Annotated in this window: 10 protein-coding genes; 8 read left to right on the top strand and 2 right to left on the bottom strand. The window is 50.3% G+C overall.

Going from position 1 to position 25204, the window contains the following annotated elements:
• Positions 1-2: 2 nt before the first annotated feature.
• Together H8J70_RS06605 and H8J70_RS06610 are read left to right on the top strand one after the other, a co-directional pair.
• A complete protein-coding gene (locus H8J70_RS06605; RefSeq protein ID WP_186503071.1) occupies positions 3-1397 on the top strand; it encodes a cobyrinic acid a,c-diamide synthase CobB in 1395 nt (464 codons plus the stop codon).
• Positions 1387-2013 (top strand): precorrin-8X methylmutase, encoded by a 627-nt coding sequence (locus H8J70_RS06610; protein ID WP_186503072.1) that lies wholly within the window; start codon positions 1387-1389, stop codon positions 2011-2013. Before H8J70_RS06605 ends, H8J70_RS06610 begins: the two co-directional genes overlap by 11 nt.
• 93 nt (positions 2014-2106) lie before the next feature.
• Here H8J70_RS06610 and H8J70_RS06615 read toward each other — a convergent pair whose 3' ends face one another.
• On the bottom strand, positions 2107-2721 hold the full coding sequence (locus H8J70_RS06615; RefSeq protein WP_288298644.1) for a flavodoxin: 615 nt from the start codon (positions 2719-2721) through the stop codon (positions 2107-2109).
• A gap of 202 nt (positions 2722-2923) precedes the next feature.
• Positions 2924-3577 (bottom strand): DNA-3-methyladenine glycosylase family protein, encoded by a 654-nt coding sequence (locus H8J70_RS06620; protein WP_186503073.1) that lies wholly within the window; start codon positions 3575-3577, stop codon positions 2924-2926.
• A gap of 371 nt (positions 3578-3948) precedes the next feature.
• On the opposite strand from H8J70_RS06620, the gene H8J70_RS06625 reads away from it, so the two are divergent.
• The 6 genes from H8J70_RS06625 (at position 3949) to H8J70_RS06650 (ending at position 24420) form a co-directional block, all read left to right on the top strand.
• Entirely contained in the window at positions 3949-6672 is a 2724-nt protein-coding gene (locus tag H8J70_RS06625) for a YadA-like family protein (protein ID WP_222433615.1), read from the top strand.
• Between the two features lie 316 nt (positions 6673-6988).
• On the top strand, positions 6989-9829 hold the full coding sequence (locus H8J70_RS06630; protein WP_186503075.1) for a beta strand repeat-containing protein: 2841 nt from the start codon (positions 6989-6991) through the stop codon (positions 9827-9829).
• Positions 9789-12200, top strand: coding sequence for a hypothetical protein (locus tag H8J70_RS06635; RefSeq protein WP_186503076.1), 2412 nt, complete (start codon positions 9789-9791; stop codon positions 12198-12200). Before H8J70_RS06630 ends, H8J70_RS06635 begins: the two co-directional genes overlap by 41 nt.
• A gap of 264 nt (positions 12201-12464) precedes the next feature.
• A complete protein-coding gene (locus H8J70_RS06640) occupies positions 12465-17261 on the top strand; it encodes an autotransporter outer membrane beta-barrel domain-containing protein (RefSeq protein WP_186503077.1) in 4797 nt (1598 codons plus the stop codon).
• A 267-nt stretch (positions 17262-17528) separates the two neighbouring features.
• Positions 17529-20303 (top strand): hypothetical protein, encoded by a 2775-nt coding sequence (locus H8J70_RS06645; RefSeq protein ID WP_186503078.1) that lies wholly within the window; start codon positions 17529-17531, stop codon positions 20301-20303.
• A 199-nt stretch (positions 20304-20502) separates the two neighbouring features.
• On the top strand, positions 20503-24420 hold the full coding sequence (locus H8J70_RS06650; protein ID WP_186503079.1) for an autotransporter outer membrane beta-barrel domain-containing protein: 3918 nt from the start codon (positions 20503-20505) through the stop codon (positions 24418-24420).
• The last annotated feature ends 784 nt before the right edge of the window (positions 24421-25204 follow it).

Genomic DNA, 25204 nt, shown 5'->3' on the forward strand with positions numbered 1-25204 from the left:
CTATGGAGCAAACAGCTGTTGCCCGCGTCCTCTTTGCCGCACCTGCTAGTGGCAGCGGCAAGACGACTGTCGTCTGTGCGATTATGGAAGCCTTGCGCCGGCGGGGCCTGAAGCTCGCCGCCTGCAAGTGCGGGCCTGATTATATTGATCCCTTGTTTCACCGTGCTGTTTTGGGCATTCCCTCTCAGAATATCGATCTCTTTCTCTTAGGGAAACGCTGGCACGGTGCGGCTGTAGCGCGGCGCCTCGTCGCCGAAGCTGGGGCAGATACGGATATTACCGTTATTGAAGGAGCCATGGGCTATTACGACGGCATCGGCACAAGTGAAAGCAATAGCGCCTACGCCGTGCGCGCCGCCTTGGCAGCGCCGGCGGTACTCATCGTCGATGGCCGCGGCGCCGCCTTATCCCTGGCGGCCACTTTGCGGGGCTTCGTTACCTTTCGCAGGAACAGCGGCCTCCAAGGCTTTATCCTGAACCACGTAAAGCCTTCGGTCTATACGTATTACCGCCAGGTCCTCGAAGAAGAAACGGGCCTCAAGGCCTATGGGTATCTGCCGGAGCTGCCCGACTGTACCTTTGCCAGCCGTCACTTAGGCCTGGTCACGGCCGGAGAAATTGAAGACCTGCAGGCTACGTTGGGACGATTAGCACAGGCAGCTGAAGAGGGCATCGATCTGGATGGCCTTTTGCAGCTCGCCGCTGGGGCACCGCCTCTGAACTGGTGTGACAAAAAAGTACCTCAGTGCCAGCCTGTCCGGCTGGCTGTTGCCGACGATGAAGCCTTTTGCTTTTATTACGCTGCCGAGCTGGACCTCTTTCGTAAACTCGGCGCCGAGATTATTCCCTTTAGCCCCATTCATGATGCGGCTTTGCCGGATTGTGATGCCTTGTATTTAGGCGGCGGCTATCCGGAACTGCACGCGCCGGCATTGACGGCCAATGCGTCTATGCGCCAATCGATCCGTACGGCCTTAGCTGATGGCTTGCCTTGTCTCGCCGAATGTGGCGGCTTTATGTACCTTCAGGAAAGCTACAGTGATGGTACCGGTTCCTATCCCTGGGTCGGTGCCCTGCCCGGATCCTCTCACTTGACGCAGCGTCTCGTACGCTTTGGCTATATTACCGTTACGGCTGAAGAAGATACTCTCCTGGGCCCGGCAGGGACGACCTTTAGGGCTCATGAATTCCATTATTCTGATAGTACGGCCAATGGCACGTCGTGCACGGCCAGAAAAGCCTCAGGCACCCGTTCGTGGCCCTGTATTCAGGCTTCGCCGACACTCTTTGCGGGCTATCCCCACCTGAACCTGACGGGTCACCCGGAACAGGCAGCCCGTTTCTTACACGCAGCCGCAGCCTATGCGGCCAAGAGAGGAGCATCCCGTGAAAATTGAACACATTGCCCCGGCAGATATTGAAAAACGGAGCATGGAAATTATAGACCAAGAATTAGGTAACATTACGTTGCCTGAAGACAAACGCGATATCATTAAACGCGTCATCCATACGACAGCCGATTTTGAGTTCGCCCGTACGATGCGCTTTAGCGACGACGCCGTCGCCCGCGGCCTGGACGCTTTGAAACGAGGCGCCACGATCCTTACGGATACGAACATGGCCTGCACCGGTATCAGCGCCGTAAGCCTGAAAAAACTGGGCGGACAAAAGGTTTGCTACATGGCCGATCCGGAAATCGCCGCCATCGCTAAGAAAAACGGCAGTACCCGCGCCACAGCGAGTATGGACAAAGCCTGTGACATAGAAGGACCGCTCATCATCGCTATTGGCAACGCCCCGACAGCCCTCCTGCGCCTGGCAGAACTCATCGAAGCCGACCAAATCCACCCGGATTTGGTTATCGGTGTCCCTGTAGGCTTCGTCAATGTCATTGCCTCGAAAGAGGCGATCATGAAATGTCACGTTCCTTATATCGTCGCTACAGGCAGAAAAGGCGGCAGCGCCATTGCCGCAGCCATCTGTAATGCCCTCATTTACAGATTGACGAGATGACTTGCTTTTTTTCACCATAAACCCCCCTGTCCTAGCAAATGAATTCATTTGCTAGGACAGGGGGGTTGTTTTCTTCTGACGGCATACAGGCCACTAAAATCCCAGTGATTTCACCCATTCCTGGACTTCGCTGGCTGATGCTCCTGAAGCAAAACGGTGGCCTGTATGCCAATTTCCTGTACCTGCCATCTGCTGCAGGAGTTTGCCACTTTCGCCAATGCCCGAATCTACAGACGTGGCGAAGGGGATGACTGTCTTACCTGTAAAATCGTTGTGCTTGATGAAGTTGTCGATGGGCCAGGCCGCATTGTGACGCCAAATAGGATAGCCGACGAACACCGTATCGTACTGCGACCAATTGTCTGGCTGATCCTTGACGAGAGGAATATCGCGCAAGGCTTTGTTGTCCATTTCCTTCATGACGCGGCTTTCCTTGTTGTGATAGTCCAAATCTTCCTTACTGTAAGGCTGTACCGGCTGGAGCTCCAGCACGTCGGCATTCGTAGCCTTGGCGATATCCGTAGCGACGCGTTTCGTGTTGCCCGTACCGGAGAAGTAGACGACGAGGACCTTACCGTTGTGGTTGATGGCCTGCACCGCCTCTTGGGATTCCTTATTTTGTGTGTTCGCGCCGGTAGTATTGGCACCACAGGCAGCGAGACCCAGAGAGAGCACACAAGCCAGGAGCAAAAGCATTATTTTTTTCACGAGAATTTCCTCCTTCTTTATCTAAACCTAACAGTTTGTACTCTTTTAGTATAGTGAAAGAGGAATCTCGTCAGAAGTCCCGTTTAGTTTTTCTGTATTAACTTTTAGTTTCTACTACGGCTGGTGCCTCAGACGTGCCTCAAGGAAAAAACGTGCCGGCTAGGAAGCAGTGAGCTTGTAGATCTCCTGGCACCAGCTTTCCTTAGTCTTTAAACAAATGGAATTCTTCCTTCGTCAGTCCTTTATCATAGGCTTTATATAAATAGCGTGCAGCAATAGAGGAATAGGGCTTCCACTTGCGGCACTTCTTTTCTACGGCCTGGCGGGAGCGGTCGTCTGTCTTATAAAGCCAGCTGTAGGCTTGGAGGAAGGCTACGTCTTCGTACGGAAGGATGTCCTGCCGGTCCAGGACGAAGAGGAGGTACATCTTGGCCGTCCACGATCCGATACCCGGCAAGGCACGCAGCTCTGCCAGGACCTCTTCATTGGTGAGCTCCGGGAAACGCCGGAAATCCAGCTGACCAGAGCGTACAGCTTCAGCCGCAGCAGCAATGGCCTTAGCCTTTGACTGCGATGTGCCGACGCTCCTGATTTCCTCTAAGGATAATTGGCCTAACGCTTCCGGCGTGATGACGCCGCCACAGCGTTCTACGAGACGGCCGTAGATCTTGGCGCCGGCCTTGATGGACAACATCTGCTCGATGATCTCATGGATAAGGAAGGGGAAGGGATTATCCGTGTGTGGCTCATAGGTCAAGGGGCCGACCATGGAGATGATCTTGGCCAGACGTTTGTCTTTTTTCTGTAAGTATTGGATGGACGGACTTGACCCGTCCAAGGTTATGAGTAGAGACATAATAAATTCTCCTAATAAAAATATATAATTTAATAAATCACGATTATTTATGGGTAATAGGTCTCACAAAGATATTTCTATTTTATCTCGAACGGGATAAGAAAGAGTAATTAAAAAGAAAAGGTGATTATTTTTACCATATTGATATTTTATAGTAAGGAAAAATATATTTATTTTACTATATTTTTTGCAATAAACGGACATACGATTGTCCATGTATACAAAAAACAATTATAATTAATTTTTTATTATACAATTAAAATTTTTTATTGCAATTTAGTAATACTTATGATAACATATAAGTATAAGAGATAGAAAAGGATAAAAATAGTTAATTGATCATCCATCGTATAACATGGGAGGTGTTAGAGATGAAGTGTCAATTTTGTATGGGAAAAACTATATCAAATAATTCTACAATATACCAAAAGCGCAGTGCAGGATCTGGGGAGAAACTGCAGCGTATCTATTGGTATCACGTACGCCGGGCGTGCTCGCTCCTGGCAGTACTCTGTTTGACCGCCGGGGTTATGCCTTTGTATGCGGCGGCAGAAACAACCCAGCCGATTACGGATCTTTTGGCAGTAACGAGTGAAAACGATATCGTATCGAAGGATGCAGATGGGAAGACCACCGGTGAAATTTCATACGATATTAGCCCGGCAAATAAAGGCACGAACATTGCCATTGGGGAAAATTCGAAGGTCTTTATCGGCGGCGGGACCCAGGAATCGGTTATGTCCTTTGGGGAGACGGTAGATCCTACATATAAACAGGTTTTCATTTGGAATATTCAAACAGGCTACAACATCCATAGCAATAGTGCAGCTAAGGAAAATTTGCCGTCAGCTATTGCTATTGGACAAAACACCTATGCCCGGACGGGTTCTATTGTCATAGGTGATCATACACTGGAAAAAAACAATATTGCCATTGGCGATACCGTTGCGTCTTATGATAAAACCGGTAAGCCTACTTTGCTTTCTTATGGTGTAGCCAGTACCAACGTTGGTACTAACTCCTACACGAATGGACCTTTTGCGACGACCTATGGCAGCTATAATATTCAATCCTCACCCTATCCCAATGGTTACCCCTTGAAAAACGGGTTTGCCACAGTTATTGGCACTTTTAACTCTAATGAGTCCATGAACGACTGGAATAGTACTTCCGGTGTAGCAAACTACATTGGTGGCGTTGCAAATAAGGTTACGGCAAGTAATGGTTCCGTGGTTTTGGGTGCTGGTAACACCGTAACAGATTCTATTAAAGATTTTGATGCCTCGTCACTTGAAGAACCGGCAGCATCCGTTACGGCGATGCAAAATGCCTTGATTGAAGGTGTTCGTAAAAGCTCTGGCGGCGCAGCCATGGTTATCGGTGGTGGCAACCAGGTTGATTCGTCTACGGATACGCAGCTCATGGGCGTCAACAACGAATCGAAGAAGGATACGTATACATTACTCGATGGCTTCACGAACGTATCGACTAGCGGGGAACATCTGACGACCATCGGTTCAGGAAATACGATGACCGATTCCAGCTATACCCAGCTCCTAGGTGATAACCGGGTCCTTACGGATGTGGATAATTCCATCATCCTCGGTTCCGCAGAATCAGCAGAAACTCCTTTGACGACGAACGTAGATAACGTCACAATCCTAGGTTACAATGCCAATGCCAATGTCGCCGGCGGTGTAGCCTTAGGTTATGGCTCTATTGCCTTGACAGGAGCCGGAATAGCCGGTTATGTCCCGACAGGCGTGACCAAGAGCGGCAGTGATTCCACCTGGACTTCGACAGCAGCCGCTGTTTCCGTTGGTGACGCTGCCAATGACCTTACCCGCCAGATCACAGGTGTGGCCGCCGGTACAGCCGATACGGACGCCGTCAACGTGGCCCAGCTGAAAGCCGTAGAATCCAAGAGCGGCGGTTCTAAAATTACCTTGACTGCCGGTAACGGTATTCGCTTAGTTCAAAATACGACAACGGGAGCCTACACCATCAGTGCCCTCTTTACGGATACAGATACCAATACGGTCGTCACGAAGAAGGCTGCGTCCGTTGTAGTACCTATTACCAGTGATACCGGTACCGGCACGGACACCGGTGGAACCAGTAAAAGTGTGACAAGAAGCACCACGGTTGTCACTAGTGGAACTCCTTTAGCAGTTACGACGCAGCTGGCTGATGATAATGGTCTTCTGACTGAGATACAAACCAATATTCCTCTGGGTGTCAAAGGGGATACAACGAATATTACGACGACAGCCAGTGGCGCAAACCTCGTCGTCAGCCTCAACAAAGACATTTCTGTCGATAGTGTCACCGTCACCAATGGTCCGGTCATCGATTCCAACGGTATTTCTAATGCAAATACCATTAGTGTCACCGATGGTCCGACCATCAACTCGGACGGCATTACTAACGTCAATAAAATCAGTGTTACCAATGGCCCGACCATCAACTCCAGCGGTATCGACATGAACAACCAAAAGATTACCAACGTCGCAGATGGTTCCATTGCTGAAGGCTCGAAAGATGCCGTCAATGGCGGCCAGATCTACAACCTGCAAAATCAGCTCACCGGCCTCAACGATACATTCGGTAATGAAATCAACGGCTTGAGCCGTCGTGTAGACGGTCTCGACCGCCGCATCGATAAAGTCGGCGCTGGCGCCGCTGCCTTGGCAGCCCTCCATCCGACAGACTTCAATCCAGACGACAAATGGGATTTCTCCCTGGGCTATGGCAATTACCGCTCGGCTAACGCCGTTGCCCTCGGTGCCTTCTATCATCCCAACGCCTCGACTATTTTCAGCATCGGCGCTACTGTCGGCAACGATAACAATATGGTTAATGCCGGCGTCACCTTCAAGGTAGGCAGTGGCAGCTCTACACCATATTACACGCCGACTCAGGCCTCTCAGATCATCGGCCAGCTGAAGACAGAACTGGCCCAGGTCAAAGCGGATAAAGCGGCACAGCAAGCAAAAGTCACAGCACAGCAAAAACAGATTGATCAGCAACAAGCAGAAATCAATAAGATGAAAGCCCAGATTGATCAGCTCCTCAGCCGCCTCAATATGGGATGATCATAGTATCTCATACAACCTCTTACTACCATCCTCACCTTTAAGAAACAGGCCTTTCTCCCCGGACAGAGGCTTGTTTCTTTTTTTGCAACAAAATATAACATTTAAGAAATAATCATTTCATATTAATATAAATTATAGTATAATGTAAGTAAGAACAGATCCTGAACATCTGCAACATGGGGGTAAGAAATTTAATTTTTTTGCTTGATTCAGGATTGCATCGTGCGTGAATTTGGGGAAGGAAGAGATTCATATGAAAAGTAAGAGTATCGTATTATCAGGATTAATTTTGTCGAGTTTGTTAGGATTTACAATGCCAGTATTGCCCGTCCAGGCGGCAACTATTAACATCAGTGGCGATGCAGTACAAGTGGAAAACGAGCCGGCTTCAAAATATGATACAGCCAGTGGCTACGGAATTACAACCATTAATACAGACAACCCGGCCATCGGCAATGGAGCTACCATGAGCGCTGCAGATGCCTCGGGAAATACTGTGAACATTACGGGCGGTACGATCGCCTCAAAAGATCCGGGGACGGATATTTTTGGCAGTGTCGTCCTGCAGCAGACAGACAATAGCGAACTGACCCAGGTCAGCAATAATACAGTAAACCTGACCAACACCGTTATCGGTGACAATACGGGCAGTGTCACCGTTTTTGGTGCCTACGTGGTAGATGCGAATAAAGATACACGTACCTACAGCAAAGAAGAAATGGATATTTGGGGTAATCATTTTACACCGGAAACGACAGAAACCTTTGCTATTTCCCATAATACAGTGACTGTCGAAGGCGCAGTGCCTGCAGACGGGACGACTGTGTCTATCTATGGCGGTGCTTCCCGACTGATTGGTTCCAGTCCAAACTGGAGAGATTATAGATCTGATATTGACGTGACTGCCAATGCACCGGTGACGTATAATGCCGTCTACATCGGAACCAGCGCGGCTGAAGAAGCGACTGGTACGTATGCCACATCCGCTGATAATGGTGCCTACGATAGTGTCTATGGCGGCTACACCAGCAAAGGCACCGCTGCCAATAATACGGTCGTCGTCCGCAACAGCACGCTGACTAACATCGTTGCCGGTGGCTATACCAAGAGTATGACGGCTGATGCCAACCAGGTGACCTTATCTGATATTACGGCTGGTGAGAATTTGCATATCTATGGCGGCTATAGCGGGCAAGGCGGCGCTGCAGATAATACAGTAGATTTAACGCGCGTCAATGGTACGGGCGGCAAAGTGACGGCTGTTGCCGGTAGTACTAATGGGTTCAATGCGACAAGCGGTGATGCGACGAATAACCACATGAACGTAACAGATAGCACGCTCTATGTCGTAGCCGGTGGTATTGCTGCAGCCGATGGGGGGCATGGTGATGGGGATTTTCAATCTGCCCGTTATTATCATGACGCTATTGGTAATACCGTATCGATTCAAGAATCCTTTGACGGAGGCACACTTATCAGCGGTGGCGTCTTTGGCGGTGTTGCCTATCAGAATGTGACCAATAACAGCGTAACCATGACTAATGGCAAAGCAGGCGCTGTTTGGGGCGGATTTTGCTCCACTGAATATCTTTATGATTATTGGTCAGGCACTGCTACTGGAAATACGGTAACACTGGGGGTAAAAGGTGCTACGTCCGGCGGTCCAACAATTGGCTCGACGGTAATCGGTGGTGAATCGCGTTTTAATGGCAGCACAGGAAATAATGTGTACATCTATGGCAGTACTGTAGGTACAAATATGGGGCAGGAAGCTATTGATTCTATCGCTGGGTTTGCAGAAAAAAGAGCTCGCAACTATTATGTCTTACCATCAATCTCGAATGTCATTGCTGGGGGCATAGCCGGAAGTGTTCATATAGTTAATCTAAACAGTGCCACTTACAAAGAGTTCGTGGCGACGGATAATCATGTATATATTAGTGATAGTACGATATCAGATGGTGTGTCAGCCATATATGGCGGTTGGAACGTTCTTGATGCTAATGACAATTCTGTTACGTTGGCAAATACGGATGTCTCATTAGGTAATTCTATTGCGTTAGAATGGAAATCGTACAACGATCGGGGAAAGCTGATCGAAGACGACAAGCTAGAATATGGCGGGCGCATCATTGGCGGTGAAGCTATGAACGGCTCAGCTTCGGATAATAAAGTTACTATTTCAGGCAATGGTGCAACATCTATGGAAGGCATCACGTTTGTCGCCGGTGGAAAGGCAGGAGTAGCAAAAAATAAGAATATCGCTGTTTCAGTGGCTGCAGCAGACCGTAACCAGGTTTCCCTTGCCGGAGTCCAGCTCTCAGGCGCTTCTTCCGGACTTTCCATTGCAGGTGGCAGAGGCGAAACAGGTGCTTCCTATAATACGGTGTCCTTGGATGCCGTAAAAATTACGAGTCCGGACAAGATTCTAGGCGGCATGACGGATAAAGGAGACGCCATATACAACCAATTATCTATTGCAAATAGCAGCCTGGAAATGGATTCGGGAATGATCATTGCCAGCTCTACAGGGGATGGTACTGCATCACATAATACGTTGTCACTTACGGATACGTCTATAGCAGGTAAATCGGGAGTGAATTTGGTCAACAGCATAGCGTATGGGGGGGCGGCAAATGATAACACAACGACACTGGATACCGTCGATGCAAAGAACTTGATTACGTTGAGTGGCTCATACTCGGAGAATGATTCGGCATCTAACAATACGTTCTCTTTGACAGATAGTAAACTGGTCTTTCGATATGATGAAGAGACTAGAAATGAATCGGTGTTCATTGTGAATACAGGAAACAATGAGGCCAATAACAATACGGTTAGTATAACGAATCATACGGAGTTAGCTGAGCTTTCTGAATTAATAGGTTCAATGTCAGAATCAGGACCGGTCATGGGCAATACACTTACTATTTCGGATAGTATTCTATCTAATGAAACTAATGAAGATGGATTTTTAGTAAGAGGCAGTCTAGGGGAAACAGAAGCCGCTAATAATAACCTGTACATTACAAATAGCACATTGTCCGGCTTACAATTGCTATATGGTGCCTCTGGGTATTCGGATGTATACAACAATACGGAAGTATTGACTAATGTTACCATTACCGGGCGTCATGGGATACTGGGGGAATGAAGCAGGTAACTATGCCCATGATAATGCCTTTTCCATCATAGGCGGGTCCTTTTCTTTTATAGATGGAGATGGGGTCATAGCAGGTACTTATGGATGGCAACAGACTACCCAGAATACACTGACCCTTTCCAAGGCCAATATATCAGGAGTTATCGGTATCGGTGGAGGCATGAGTGATGTGACAGCCACTGACAATACCGTCACGATTTCGGATACGACCATTTCCAATTCCGAGTATGACGGGGGAACGATTCTGGTTGCAGGCGGATCAAGTGGATATACGGCAACGGCCGGAGACGATGAGACAAAGACTATTCTGCCTAGTGCGGATGACAATAGCATCCGTATCGACGGTGGCTCTGTCGACGTTTCCAGGATTTATGGAGGTTGGCTACGGAATGAGGATTCAAAAAACGACGTAGAAGGCACGACAGACAGCAATACTGTTATCATGGGCGACGGCGTTACAGCCAGCACGGTCATAGGCGGCAATAATGAGCTGGGCGGCTCTTCGTCGAAGAACGCCGTCACTATTAATGGCGGCACAATCAAAGAAACCGTCATCGCCGGGGAAACGCTTGCTGGCGACGCGAATGGCAACACACTGGACATTTACGGTGGGGAAATCGGTACGACTAACGCTGTAGATGATACCGGTAATGACCTGGCAGACGGCAATCTTATATCTGGTGGCTATACGAAAGACGGTACTGCCAATGAAAACACAGTCAGTATCTACGCCGGTACCTTAGGCAATATGATGAGCCTTTATGGCGGTTATAGCAAGACTGAAAGCACAGATAATACGCTCAACCTTTACACTAAGGGAAATACCGTCGAAAACCTGGGCTATTTCCAGACCCTCAATTTCTACGTCCCTGAAAATACAAAGGCAGGAGAAACTATGCTGGAAGTAACGGGCAATGCCGACGTACACGGCGCGGCCATCAATGCCGGCGTATATAGTACGACACAGCTTAGTCCGGGCCAGGTCATCAACCTGATTCATGACGGCAATCAGCCAATTAATACGGACAATACGACGTACAGCGTCATGGCAGGCAAGAATATCGTCACAGACGGCGCATTCCTGCAACGGGAGGTGTTCATTAAGAAACAAGATGCCAACACGATCGTTCTCTACGTTCCGGAAGACAGCAAACCCATTATCAGTGACGATACAAAGATCATTTCTACGCAGCAAGCCGGCGCGGCTTCGACCGTATCTAGCGGCTCTGATATTGCGGCTACGGACGGCCTTGAAGCAGCCCTCACGGCGTGGAAGGAAGAGCATGATGCGGCTATGCTGCGGACGACGGAAAATGCGGCAGCCGATACGCTTGGCGTCATGACTTCGGCCGTAGCAACGCCTATGCTGGCTCGCAGTGCCGTGTCGCATCCCCTTATGGCGGCAGCAGCACCGGCAACGCCCATGGTCAGTGAAGCGCCTATGGCGGCACCGGCAGCGAGTGCAGCCCCGTCTGCAGGGGCAGGTGCAAGTACTGGGACGGCCTGGCAGCCGAACGCACCGGCCGCACCGGGAGCCTGGCTGGAAGAACACGACGTAGAAGCGAAATTTACGCCTTATGTCATGCTTGGCGGTCACAACCTGCGCTATAATACGAGCTCGACGATCGACACGAACGGCTTTAACGGTGAACTGGGGTTCGTCAAACGGTCCTTCCAAAAGGAATATGCTGACACAATCATGCCTTTCCTCGAATATGGGACAGGCAATTATACGAGCTGGAAAAACGGTTCCCGCGGTGACGGCAGCCAGCATTATGTCGGTGCAGGCATTCTCGTTCGCAGGGACATGAACAACGGTTTTCACTACGAAGGCCTCATCCGGGCTGGCCGCATGAGTGGTGATTACGGCGGCCGCATTGCCGGCTACCGCATGAGCTATAACTCGAGCTCGCGCTACATTGCGGCTCACGTAGGCTTAGGCAAAATTTATAAGGACGACACGAACGAATACAACATGTATGGGAAATTCTTCTGGTCCCATCTGAACGGCGATACAGTCACCCTGCACAGCGAACTGGGCGACGCCCAATATGACCTGGAACACGTAGATTCCCTGCGTACACGCTTAGGCTTCCGCTGGACGAAGCACCTTGACCGGGATGTGACTACGGTCTACGCCGGCATTGGCTGGGACTACGAATTCGACGGCAAAGCCAAGGCCCGTTATCAGGACTACACCACACCGGACGCTAGCATGAAAGGATCCAGTGAATTCCTGGAACTGGGCTGGCAGAGCAAGTCGACGAAAGAAAACCCCTGGGGTGCTGATATACGAGTCACTGGCTGGACCGGTATGAAACAAGGCTTCACGTATAGTGCAACCATTACGCGAAAAATCTAACGCCATAATGGTCTTGCTTGTGGACAGACTGTCCCAAACAGGACAATAGGAAAGACGAAAAGCAATCTCTTTTGGTCAATTTGCTACGGCAAACTACTAAGAGAGATTGCTTTTTTTGCAATATGCAAAACTAATATACTATTTTATATTTCATATTAAAATAAATTATATTATAATGTAATTATATAATACTAGTTACTTATCAATGGGGAGATAAGCAGCTTCAGTGCGGACTTTCGTGAAGAATTATGGGGAGGAATGAAAATGAAACAACATAGTAGAAGCACCATTAGCGGACTCATCTTATCAAGTATCCTAGGCGTTACGCTGCAAGCTCCGCCCGTTCAGGCGGCAGCCATTTCCCTTACTGGTGACCAGGTACAGGCTGAAACCGGTGATACCAGTGGCTATGGGATTAGAGAGATTAATATGGACAACCCGGCCATCGGCAATAAGGATACAAATACCGCTTCTAACAATACCTTGACCATTAGCGGCGGTATCATTACTTCAGAACCCTCGGGCTCGGACATCTTTGGCGGCCTGGTCCGGGAGGAAGAGAATGCAACCATGACGGCAGCCAGCTCCAACACCGTTACCGTGTCTGACACGCTATTGGGCGACGGTGCTGGCAGTATTTCCATCTTCGGCGGCTATTTGATCGATTGGAATGTGGCGACTGCTGAATCTGTTTTGGCTATTCCGGTTTCTAACGAGAGCTTTACCGTAGCAGGGAATACGGTAACCGTGAACCCGACCTCAGTTGCGGATGGAACAGCCGTATCTGTTTATGGCGGCGCTGCTTATGTGTGGGGCAGTGCGACAACTACATCGGGGAGTAAAATAGGAATTGTTTATGATAAGTTTGTTGCTGCAGGCAATGTAACGGGCAATGCCGTTTATATCGGCACCAGCGCCGACGAGGAAGCGGTTGGTACCTATGCCACGTCAGGAGATAGCGGTACCTACGACAGCGTCTACGGCGGCCGCTCGATGAAAGGACAGGCCACCGGAAATACCGTAGTCATGCGCAATAGTACTTTGACCAATACCGTGGTAGGCGGCAGCGCCTACTTTCAAGAAGCCAATAAAAACCACGTAACCTTAGACAACATTACCATCGGCCCGGATACCAGTGGAAAGGATGGGGATAATGGCGTAGAAATCTATGGGGGCAATGGCATGAACCTGGCCAGTGCCAATGAAAACGTCCTGACCTTGACCCACGTCAATGTCGCCAATAGCGAACGAAAGGTATATGCCATAGGCGGGCTTGCAAATGGCGATACAAAGGATCCTATCGGTACGGAAATCAATAAAGAGGCTGAAGCAGCGAAAAGCGATGGCGACGCCAATGGAAATATTGTAAACATTACCGACAGCAACCTCTATGTAGCCGCCGGTGGTGTATCCTCGACGGAGCATGACATCATGATACCTACCGATCACTCCGGAGCAGATTTTGCTGCCCTATGCTTCTACCGTGATGCCATAGGCAATGAGATAACCATCCAGGAAACCACCTCCGGTGCAACGACAATCCGAGGCGCCGTGTATGGCGGTGCTGCCATGAGGAATGCCCTGGATAATGAAGCAACCCTGATCAGCGGCACTGCCAGCAAGATCATCGGCGGTGAAGCTATCTATGCTGATGCTACAGGCAATATTGTTGCCGTAGGAAAAGCGGATTACTCCACAACAACTGTGATTGGCAATACGCTCGTGGGTGGCTATACAGTAGGGCGGTCTGGCAGCATCCATGACAACCCAACGGCTAACGATAATACGGTCTCTGTCTATGGTGGCACCATAGGAGCTTCTGTAGGAGACATATGGGGAATTATGACAGAGTTTAATGATCCACCCCAAGGCCTCATCGCCGGCGGCATGGCACCACCGAGTTTCTCCGCTAATAACCGCTACTTAACAAGCAGTACCAGCTCCGGGAATAGTGTGCAAATCAGCCATAGCACCATTACAGATGGGATTTCCGACATCTATGGCGGCTGGGCCCTCTCCGAAGCCTCAGGCAACTCCGTTACCTTGAGCGACACAAACGTCACCTTAGGGACCTCTTTTTATGAAGTTACCTATGATGGAAAAACCCAGCAGAAATCGTATTTGCATAGCGATAAAGATACGGCTAGCCGGATTATCGGCGGCGAAGCCTCCAATGGCTCCGCCTCGGGCAACTCCGTCACCATTTCCGGCAAAGGTGCAGAGCTGAATGATATTTCCTACATCATCGGCGGCAAGGCCTACCTGGATGAAAAAAAACCGGCAGAAAAAGCAGAAGCCCTGGGCAATACCGTTTCCATCAGTGATGTCACCATCACAGGCGCAGAAGATGGCCTGACCATCATAGGCGCCGAGGGCCAGACCCGGGCAGGCGTTAACACCGAAGAAACGGGCAGCACGGAAGAAGCTGGCAACACACTGTCAATTACCGATGCCACCATTAAAAATGTCACCACCATATACGGCAGCCATTCTGAAGACGGCTCTGTTTCCGGCACCACCCTTTCTTTGAAGAACTCTATCCTTGAGGGAAATGACCTGGAAATGTTAGGTGCCTATACGGAGTCCGATACAGCAGCCAATGACAATACTATTACTATCGATGCTACGGACATAACGGGCCTTAAATACCTTTATGGCAGCGCTAGTGGTGGTACTGCCGCTGGGAATACCTTTACCATCAAGAATAACAGCCATCTGACCTTCAACCAGGGAACCCTTATAGGGGCCTATGGAGACACAACTACCAACAACAATGAGCTGACCCTGGAAAATACAACCCTCACCAATATAACCCAGCTTATTGGGGCAGAATCTTATGCTGGTAAGGTAGAGCATAATACCACGTCTATTACCGGCGGCTCCCTGTCCTTTACAGGAGAGGCCTATGGTGGTGGTCCTGCTATTGTCGGTGGATATATGGGAATACTGGTCAATGACAACGACCTTTCCCTGACCGGCGTGAATGTAACAGGGGCAAAAGCCATTGCCGGCGGCTATGGCTACTATTATGCCAATGATAATACGGTGAAAATAACCAAGAGCACAGCAGCAGATACAGAGTCCATCTATGGCGGCCGCAGCTCCACCCAGGCAGATGACAACGAAGTGTCCATAAGCGATTCCTCCCTTACAAAGCTGCAGGAAATCACAGGCGGCATATCGGAAGGCGAGGAACTGGAATATTATGATGATGAAACGGAATCCATCATCACTATCTCTCCCAGTGCCAATGTAAATAAGGTCTCTGTCAGCGGCGGCACGGTAACGATAGAAAAACTCTACGGCGGCTGGCTAAAAGATAGTGATGAAGATACACAAGGTACGACAGACAGCAATACGGTCACCCTGGGCGACGGCGTCACAGCTGGCACCGTCATCGGCGGCAACAATAAGCTAGGCGGCTCGTCATCTAAGAATACCGTCACCATCAACGGCGGCACGGTAGAGGAAGATGTTGTAGCTGGCCAGACCCCGGCAGGCGATGCTTCTGGCAACACCCTGGACATCTATGGCGGCACCATCGGTACGACCGATGCGGCTGAAGAAAATACAAATCTCATCGCCGCAGCCTACACGAAAGACGGCGCAGCCGACAGCAATACGGTCAATGTCTACGGCGGCACCTTAGGTGTCATGATGAGCCTCTACGGCGGCTATACACCGGCGGCTATCACGAAGAGCACGAACAACACGCTCAATATGTACACGACCAACAACACCGTCGAAAACCTGGGCTATTTCCAGACCCTCAATTTCTACGTACCGGGTGAAACCCAGGCCAATGACACGGTCCTGGAAGTCACGCAGACGGCTGACGTCCACGGCGCCGCTATCAACGCCGGCGTCGCAAAAAGCGTCGGCCTGCGACCGGGCCAGCACATCAACCTTATTCACGATGCCAATACCATCGACACGACCAGTGGCACGACGTACAGTATGATGCCGGACCGCGACTACGTCGTCACGCCGGGCCTCGTCCGCTACGACGTCCTCATCAAAAAGCAGGACCCGGAAACCATCGTCCTCTACATCCCGGAAGACAGTAAGGGCACCGTCATCCCGGCGACCAAGCTCATGACGTCCCAACGTAACCGCGCCATCAGCACTGTCACAGATGTTACAGACACGGCTTCTACCAGTGGCTATGAAGCCGCAATCGCTGCCTGGAATACAGAAACCGGCGTCAGAGGCAACATGGGCGGTAACTACGGCGATGCCGGCTGGGAAGACCACGAAGTCTGGAAGAAATATACACCGTACGTCCTCTTAGGAGGCAATGACCTCCGTTACGACGCAGACTCGACCACGAATACCCAAGGCTTCAATAGCGAACTGGGCTTCGTCAAACGCTCGTACCACGACGACTACATCGACACCTACATGCCGTTTTTAGAATACGGCAACGGCAACTACACCGAACGCTACCAAGGATCCCGCGGTGACGGCAACCAACAGTACATTGGCGCCGGTATTCTCGTTCGCAGAGACCGCACAGACGGCCTGCACTACGAAGCCGTTCTCCGCGCGGGCCAGCTCAATACGGACTACCACGCCGATATCGCCGGCCACCACATCAGCTACGACACGGACACGAACTACGTCGCAGCACAGCTGGGCTTGGGCAAGCTCTATACCCACAAAGACAACAACTACGACATCTACACGAAACTCTTCTGGTCCCATATCTTTAGTGACGACGTAGATATCTACAGCGACCTGGGCAAAGCCCAATACCAATTCGACAGCGCCGACTCCATTCGCTCGCGTATCGGCTTCCGCTGGACGAAGCATTACCAGGAAAACCAAACCTACTACGTAGGCCTGGGCTGGGATCATGAATTCGACGGCACAGCCCGAGCCACATACAACAACTTCAATCTCCCCGAAAAAGATGGCAAGGGTGACGCCGGTTTCCTGGAACTGGGCTGGTCCAGCCAAAGTCACAAAGACAATCCCTGGAACGCAGATGTCAAACTCCGAGGCTGGGTAGGCATGAAGAAGGGCATTGACTACACACTGACTATCGGCAGAGCATTCTGATGAAAAAATAATGCGCTCCGATCAGCGTACATTACCGTTTTGTACCACTTTTCCAGCAAAGGAAGCCAATCAGGATCCTCCTGTGGGACAGATGATGTGAAGCATTTTATACAGCAGGCATTTTCTAAATACAAAAATGCCTGCTGTTTTTATCTAAAAGACAAGAAAAAATACTTATATGCTATAGAAAGTTTTATCTCTTTTAGTTATAATATATATAAAGCAAAATGTTCTTGAATAAATTATTTTGAAATAGGAGGGTAAGTTATGGGAAATCGGAAGGGCTTGCTATATGTATCAGTCATGTTAACGCTCCTGGCTTCGGGTGTGGGAACCTTCTCAGCACAGGCAGCGGATATTACGAATCCTGAGCAAACAATTAGCGATACTAAGACCGGGAATGCATTTGGTGGCAAAGCTGACACCTCTGGGGATAATGCAGTAGGGAACAAGCTGACTATTAAGTATCCTGGCACTGTCGTTGGGAATGCGTACGGCGGTTATGCAGAAAATGGGGCAGCGACAAAAAATACCATGATTTTGAATGGAGGCATTGCCGGTGATCTAGACTATTATAACTACGGTGATGTATATGGTGGTTACATTAATTCAAAATCAAGTACAGCTTCAGCTACGGGCAATGTGGTTACAACGTATGGGAGCATCGCAACTGGCAATGTTATAGGCGGTGATACAGAAGGCACCGGCGAGGCATCAAACAATGAAGTGATTTTGGAAAATACACAGGTTGTAATGAATGTCTATGGCGGCTATTCGTACAATGGCAGTGCTAAGAATAATAAAGTAACCATCAAAGGTAGTAATAATAGCAAAGTTTACTTAGGCACTGTATATGGAGGACTGGCAAATAAGTCTGGCGATTCCATTAACAATTCTGTAACCCTCAGTGGCAGCACCATTGTAGGTAATGGTGCTGCGCGATATGGTATATTTGTTTCAGGTGGCTATTCAAGATATGGATCAGTCACGGATAATAAATTGAATATTAAGGATGAAAGTTATATTTGGAGTAATATTGCAGGTGGTTTGATTGACCTTGATACTACGAAACAAGCTAAAGGAGATGTATCTAATAACACCATTACTATGACTGGGGGCACAGTAGAATTGGCTGCTTTTGGCGGACTGAATCAAGGCTTAGGCGATGCTAAAGAGAATAGCATCAATATTAGCGGTGGGACTGTTGACATAGACGTTAGCGGGGGAGCCGCATTTACTGGTTCGGTAAAGCAAAATACTGTAACCATTTCAGGTACCGCGAAAGTAACGCGTAATGTTTACGGTGGTTCATCCCTTACGGAAGCTGGTGCAGGCACTGCCACGGAAAATCAAGTAAATATAGAAGGCGGCTCCATAGGAAAGAATATATATGGTGGTGAAACAAAAGGCACTGGCGACGCCTCAGAAAACGTAGTCACCATCAGCGGCGGTACTGTAAACGCTGATGTGTACGGCGGCTACGCAGCTGCTGGTAATGCTACGGGAAATAGTGTCAACCTCAAAGGAGGGACCTTTGCTGCCACCACCCTCTACGGCGGCTGGGTCAACGATACAGGCACAGGCCAAAGCACGGACAATACCCTCAACGTCTACGCCAAAGGATTGACCGTAGCCAATATAGACGATTTCCAAAACGTCAATTTCCTCGTTCCGGCTGATATGACAACGGACGATACGATGCTCACTGTCATGGGCACAGCCAAACTCAAAGGCGCCAACATCAGAGCCGGCCTCCAAAGCGATAAGGTACTAGGCGACACACCCAAAACCATCACCCTGCTCTATGCCAATACCCTAAACGTAGACGACACTACGTCGTACGGGCTCCTAAACTCAGCCGAAGTCATCACACCGGCATATCTCGTAGCGAGCGCTCAGGTTAGACAACTAGATGACAACACCATCGTCATGGACTTGCCAGCCTGGCAGGAAGTACCACAGGACGACCCGAAACCACAACCCAATGATGGCCTGAACGATAATTCTGACACAAAGGACGATCCGGAACCACAACCTGATACGAATCAGAGTGACAATTCTGACGCTCATGACGACACAACACCTGAACCGACACCGTGGCACATCTCACCCGACACGAAGCTCTTTGCTGAAGCCCGTGCCACAGCCATGCATACCTTGACGACGGCTGCTGACTTCGCAGCCACCAATGGCTATGACGGTGCCATCTCAGCCTATGCAGCCGAACACGGCATACGCGGTCAGTTTACGCCCTACCTCGTTCTAGGCGGTCACGATTTGCGTGCAGACACAGGTTCGCACGTAGACTCACAAGGCCTCAACGCCAACCTGGGCCTCGTCCGCCGGCTATACGGCAAAAACCATACCGATACCATCCTGCCCTTCATCGAATATGGCAATGGTAATTACACCAGCCACCTCGATGACGGAGCCCGTGGCGACGGCGACCAGCGGTACATCGGCGGTGGCGTCATCGTCCGCCGCGATCAAAGTGATGGCCTTCATTATGAAGGGATGGTCCGGGCTGGCCGCTTACAGGGTGATTTCAAGGGACGTATTGCAGGGTATCAGACAAGCTATGATAGCAGTGCGCCTTATGTCAGCGCTATGGCGGGTATAGGTAAAATTGTTCCTGCCGGTCAAAACGCAAGCTATGACTTTTACGGGAAATTTTTCTGGGATCACCTATCTAGTGACAGCGTCGTCGTGCACAACAGCCTGGGCACAGCCGGCTATTATTTCGATAGCATCAATTCCTATCGCACGCGTTTGGGATTGCGCTGGACAAAACATCAGAGCGAAACGAAGTCGTACTACGCAGGCCTCGCCTGGGACTGCGAATTTGGTGGCGACGCCCATGCCAAATACCGCAACTTCAACACTCCGAGTCCAAGCACCCAAGGTTCTAGCGCCATGCTAGAAATCGGCTGGGAAAGTCAAGCCACAAAGGATAATCCCTGGGGTGCCGATCTCCATCTTACCGGCTGGGCCGGCACACAGCGAGGCGTAACGTACAGTGTCTCTGTGACCAGGGCATTCTAAATGGGAATGCAGTGAACTTGAAGCACGTACTCAAAAAAAATCTCACACCGCTCCGCCAGATACAAATCAAGTCCTGGCGGAGCGGGGCTTTCCTTTTTTACACTTATATCAGATTAGTAAAATATATCTATTTTTGTTATAATAAGTATGTGAGTACTGCAATCATCTCGATTTGCATTTTGGGAAGAAGGAAGAAATCATGAAAAGAAAGAACATCATACTCTACGCCTCCATCATGGCTACACTCCTAACCACGACCATGTCCACCACACCGCTCTATGCACAAGACATCACCGAAGAGCCCAAGACCATAACCACAACAGAAACGGAAGACGTCTACGGCGGTAAAGCAACAGCAGCAGGGGACAATGCCGTCGGCAATCAGCTGACCATCAGCACCCCCGGCTCTGTTACGGGCAATGTCTACGCCGGCTACGCCGCTGGCGGCGATGCCCTAGGAAATATCCTGACGGTGGACACCAAGGGTGCCATTACCGGCGATACGATGGCCGGCGGTTTTTCCCATTACGGCGCAGCCAGCGGCAATACGGCCACTGTAAATAACCAGACCAGCACAGCGTGGCAAACCATCTACGGCGGACTTTCCGGCATCAATGCGGATCCGGATAACCTGATCGATTACAATCAGCTTACGCTCAATGACCTGTCCCAGGCCTACGTTGCCGCCTATACAGCGGACAACAACACCGTCTCCGTAAGTGCCTTGGTTGAATCTAAATTAACTGATCCATATACACCCAGATGGATTGTCTATGGCGGCCACGCCGCAGGCTATACAGAAGTAAAATTCGATGGTAAAACTGATGAGACCGTTACCGTGCCTGTGACCTTGACCGCACAGGCCAGCGGTAACACGGTCACCGTAGCAGACAGCATAGTGTATGAAATCTGCGGCGGCATGGCGGAAGGCAATCTCTTCACCTATGATGGGTTTGATAATAACCATATCACCATTTCTCCCCAGCTCATCATCCATACAGACGGCAATACGGTAAATGTTACGAATTCAACTGTGGCCGGGTATCTCTATGGCGGCCATAACTGGATACCGGAAGACTATGGCACCAATTCGTATGCGACACATCCGGATAAAGTGACCTTCCTCACTGCTGATGGAAATACAGTATACCTGGAAAACTCCCAAGTGGAACTCGTTATCTACGGTGGGTTAGCTCTCGATCAATACTATATTTATACACAATGGATACCAAGCCCCTTACAAGGCGAAGCCAATGGCAACACCGTGACCTTGGTGAATACAGCCGCTGAAAGCGGAGTCTACGGCGGCTATATCGAGGGCATGGGTGTTTTTTACGATGATAGTCTTACTATGGATGAAAGAGCTGCCATCATGAAACCATCTAGTGCCAACAATAATACGGTTACCATTACCTACCAGCTGGATACGCCGAATCATTCCATTGACATCAACGGTGGCTATACAACCTACGGTGATGCCAACGGCAATAAGGTCTCCATGACAGGGAAGATCCTCGATACCGGTACGGACGCGCAGGCTAATTGGTCTCTAGGAGGACCTAATACAGGCTATGGGGAACGTCTAAGATACATAGCAGGTGGCTATACCGAAGGCGGTAATGCCAATGACAACCAGGTTAGCGTAAAAAATGTGGCAATCCTGGGATCTGTTGTCGGCGGCTATGCAGATACGTATTATGCCTTTGTTTTGGATACGGCAGGCGCACTCTCGCAGAGTTGTAATAACAATACCGTAGCTGTGGAGGATGTCTACGGCTTTTCCAAAGAAGGCAATAGCACCATCCACGGCGGCTGGGTTGAAATGGACGGAGAATACGGCCCGTTCGTTCCCAGCTATAAGACGACGGCGCAAATGCAGCTGTCCGCCACGGGCAATACAGTCACCATGCAAGGTGACGCCGCTACGCCGACTATATCCACGGTGGATGGCGTCTATGGCGGCCGGGTACAGGGGAGCATTTCCATTGCAGTGCCTACAACGGCTACAGATACCCGCTCCTATACCGGTACCTATGCCAGTGATGACAATACAGTCGCCCTGACCGATTATCAGTCCGGATACGTCCTGGGCGGTGCTATAGAAATGAGCCTGGACGCCGAAAGTGAAAAAAGTGATGAGGCTGCGGGCACACCAGGCACCGTCACCTTAACTGCCACCGGCACAGCCAATGACAACAAGGTCAGCCTTTTCGGCAGTACCATCACCTCCTCCGTCCTTGGCGGCGCAGCCGTGGTCAATATCACCGTGGACGATGTCCTCGGCGAATCTGACATCACCTTCAAGCGGACCCATACGGACACAGCTCAAGGAAATACAGTCACCCTGGCGAAAACCAAGGTAACGGATAACGTCATCGGCGGCCTGGCCCTCCAAGGCACAGCAGATGCGAACACTGTCACTATGGGCACGGACTCGCAAGCAACCAGCCTCTACGGCGGCGTCTCCGGCTACGGCAAGGCTACAGGAAATACAGTCAACCTGGCCGGTGGCACCGTCGATAGCGTCTACGGCGGCGCCACCGGCGTCCTGGGCACGGGCAGCGACCTGCAGAATTCTTTAACTGATGTCATCACCACCTTGGCTGACGTTTCCGCGGCCATCACAGCCCCAGATGTTTCCCAGAGCGATGCCAATGGCAACACAGTGAACTACTACGGTGGCACCGTCACGGACAGCATCATCGGTGGCCAATCCGACTCGGCCGCAGTTAGCGACAACGTGGTCAACCTTTACGCAGCCTTAGTAGGGGAAAACCTGAACCTCTACGGCGGCATTGGCCAAACCGAAAGTACAGGCAATACGCTCAATGTCTACGCCAAAGGAAATAGCGTCGCCAACCTGGATCACTTCCAGAACTACAACTTCTACGTCCCGGCAGGCACCGCCGCTGGTGATACGGTCCTCACCGTCACAGGCACAGCGGACCTGACGGACGCCACGGTCAAGGCCGGTGTAGAAGAAACGATGAACCTCAGCGAAGGCCAGGTCATCGACCTCATTTCCGGAACCCATGCTTTGCAGGATACAGGCGCCACGTACACCATGCTGGACGGCAAAGACGTCGTCACTGATGCGGCCTTCCTGCAGCGTAAGGTTTCCATTTGGAAGCAAGACGATAACACCGTCGTTCTGGGCATCCCCAAAGGCACACAGCCGACCCTGAACGCTGACACGAAACTCTTCGCCGAAGACCGGGCCGCAGCGATGAACCTTGTCAACACCGGTAGCGACTTTGCCGCTACTGCCGCCTACGACGGCGCTCTCACTGCCTGGAACGGCGATGCCGCCACCAAAGGTGACTTCACGCCCTACCTGGTAGTAGGCGGCCACGACCTGCGTGCTGATACAGGATCCTACGTCGACACGTACGGTCTCAACGCCAACATAGGCTTCGTCAAACGGACCAGCCAAAAAGGCCATACAGACACGCTCATGCCGTTCTTAGAATATGGTAACGGCAACTACACGAGCCACCTCGATAACGGAGCCCGCGGCGACGGCGACCAACGCTACATCGGTGCCGGCCTCCTGGCCCGCAGAGACCTGGCTAGCGGCATTCACTACGAAGCCATGGTCCGTGCCGGCCGCACGAACGGCGACTTCCACGGCGTCATCGGTAAGCACATGGCCAGCTACGACACGAGCGCCCCGTACGTCAGTGCTATGTTAGGAGCAGGGAAGATCGACAAGAAAGACACGGCTTCCATCGACTACTACGGCAAGGTCTTCTGGACCCACCTGGGCAGTGACTCCGTGCAGATGCACAGTGACCTGGGTACATCGCAATACGATTTTGATAACGTGGATTCGTACCGTACGCGACTGGGCTTCCGCTGGACCAAAGACGTGAGCCCGACGACGTCGTACTATGCAGGCCTCGCCTGGAACTACGAATTTGGCGACAACGCTAACGCCCGCTACGGCACCTTCGACACGCCCGCAGCCGGTGTCAAAGGCTCAAGCGGCATGCTGGAACTGGGCTGGCAAAGCAAAATCGATAAAGATCACGACTGGGGCGCTGACCTTCACGTCACAGGCTGGGCAGGCGTACAACGCGGCGTGACCTACAGTGCCACCGTAAGCAGGGCGTTCTAAAAAAAGCGCCACCTGTGGGGGAGACGGGCCTGAAGGGGCATTTCTGTGGATTCAACCTCTATCGGTTCTTTCAGAACCACTTTCTCCGCTCTCGGAGAAAGCCAGCTGCAATTCAATCTTGTAGCCGGTTAGTAGCTCTAAACGTGGATATGGGTAAGTGCGAAGCAACTGGTCCTAAAAGCGGTTGATTTTTGTATACTCAACCTCTATCGGTTCTTTCAGAACCACTTTCTCCGCTCTCGGAGAAAGCCTTTTCGATATTCGATTTTAATCAAATGCCATGAAACAGCTTCAAAAATGCCTGCTTTTTCAGCTTATAACAGAAAATGTATACATTCGTATAATTGGCAGAACCATTAGTGCATTTTATAGTTATACTAAGAAAGAGGTATAACTTCCCTATGCAAAAGCATACAAACCCTCCTCACTTCGGAAAAGCGGACCATTTACCTAACCCCCCACAACGGTAAAGCGTCCGCTCTTCTGCATTTTCTAAGAGCCTAAGATTGTAATACGTGTTTTTTTGTGAGGAATGACTCATATTTAGTTCTTATGTTTTATACAAACAAACTATATGGCCAGCCATCGCAGGGTACTGATATGCTCCCTTCTAGGTAGACATGAGAAATAATAAAATCTCACTCTACTTGGAAGGGAGCATTTATTATGCATAGAACTAAGGTTTGTGCAGAAGAAAAACTACATACGGTGCTAGATATTCTTGCAGGAAAAGAATCAGTATCTCATGCTGTAGCACGATTGTCAGTAAACAAATCCTCTGTAC

The sequence above is a fragment of the Megasphaera hominis genome, assembly GCF_014269395.1.
Taxonomy (GTDB): Bacteria; Bacillota; Negativicutes; order Veillonellales; family Megasphaeraceae; genus Megasphaera; species Megasphaera hominis.

What these genes read in the sequence shown, in the direction of transcription:
- H8J70_RS06605 (WP_186503071.1), top strand. Translation starts at nt 3, where the DNA reads ATGGAGCAAACAGCTGTTGCCCGCGTCCTCTTTGCCGCACCTGCTAGT.
- H8J70_RS06620 (WP_186503073.1), bottom strand. Translation starts at nt 3,577, where the DNA reads ATGTCTCTACTCATAACCTTGGACGGGTCAAGTCCGTCCATCCAATAC.
- H8J70_RS06625 (WP_222433615.1), top strand. Translation starts at nt 3,949, where the DNA reads ATGAAGTGTCAATTTTGTATGGGAAAAACTATATCAAATAATTCTACA.
- H8J70_RS06630 (WP_186503075.1), top strand. Translation starts at nt 6,989, where the DNA reads ATGCCAGTATTGCCCGTCCAGGCGGCAACTATTAACATCAGTGGCGAT.
- H8J70_RS06635 (WP_186503076.1), top strand. Translation starts at nt 9,789, where the DNA reads ATGTTACCATTACCGGGCGTCATGGGATACTGGGGGAATGAAGCAGGT.
- H8J70_RS06640 (WP_186503077.1), top strand. Translation starts at nt 12,465, where the DNA reads ATGAAACAACATAGTAGAAGCACCATTAGCGGACTCATCTTATCAAGT.
- H8J70_RS06645 (WP_186503078.1), top strand. Translation starts at nt 17,529, where the DNA reads ATGGGAAATCGGAAGGGCTTGCTATATGTATCAGTCATGTTAACGCTC.
- H8J70_RS06650 (WP_186503079.1), top strand. Translation starts at nt 20,503, where the DNA reads ATGAAAAGAAAGAACATCATACTCTACGCCTCCATCATGGCTACACTC.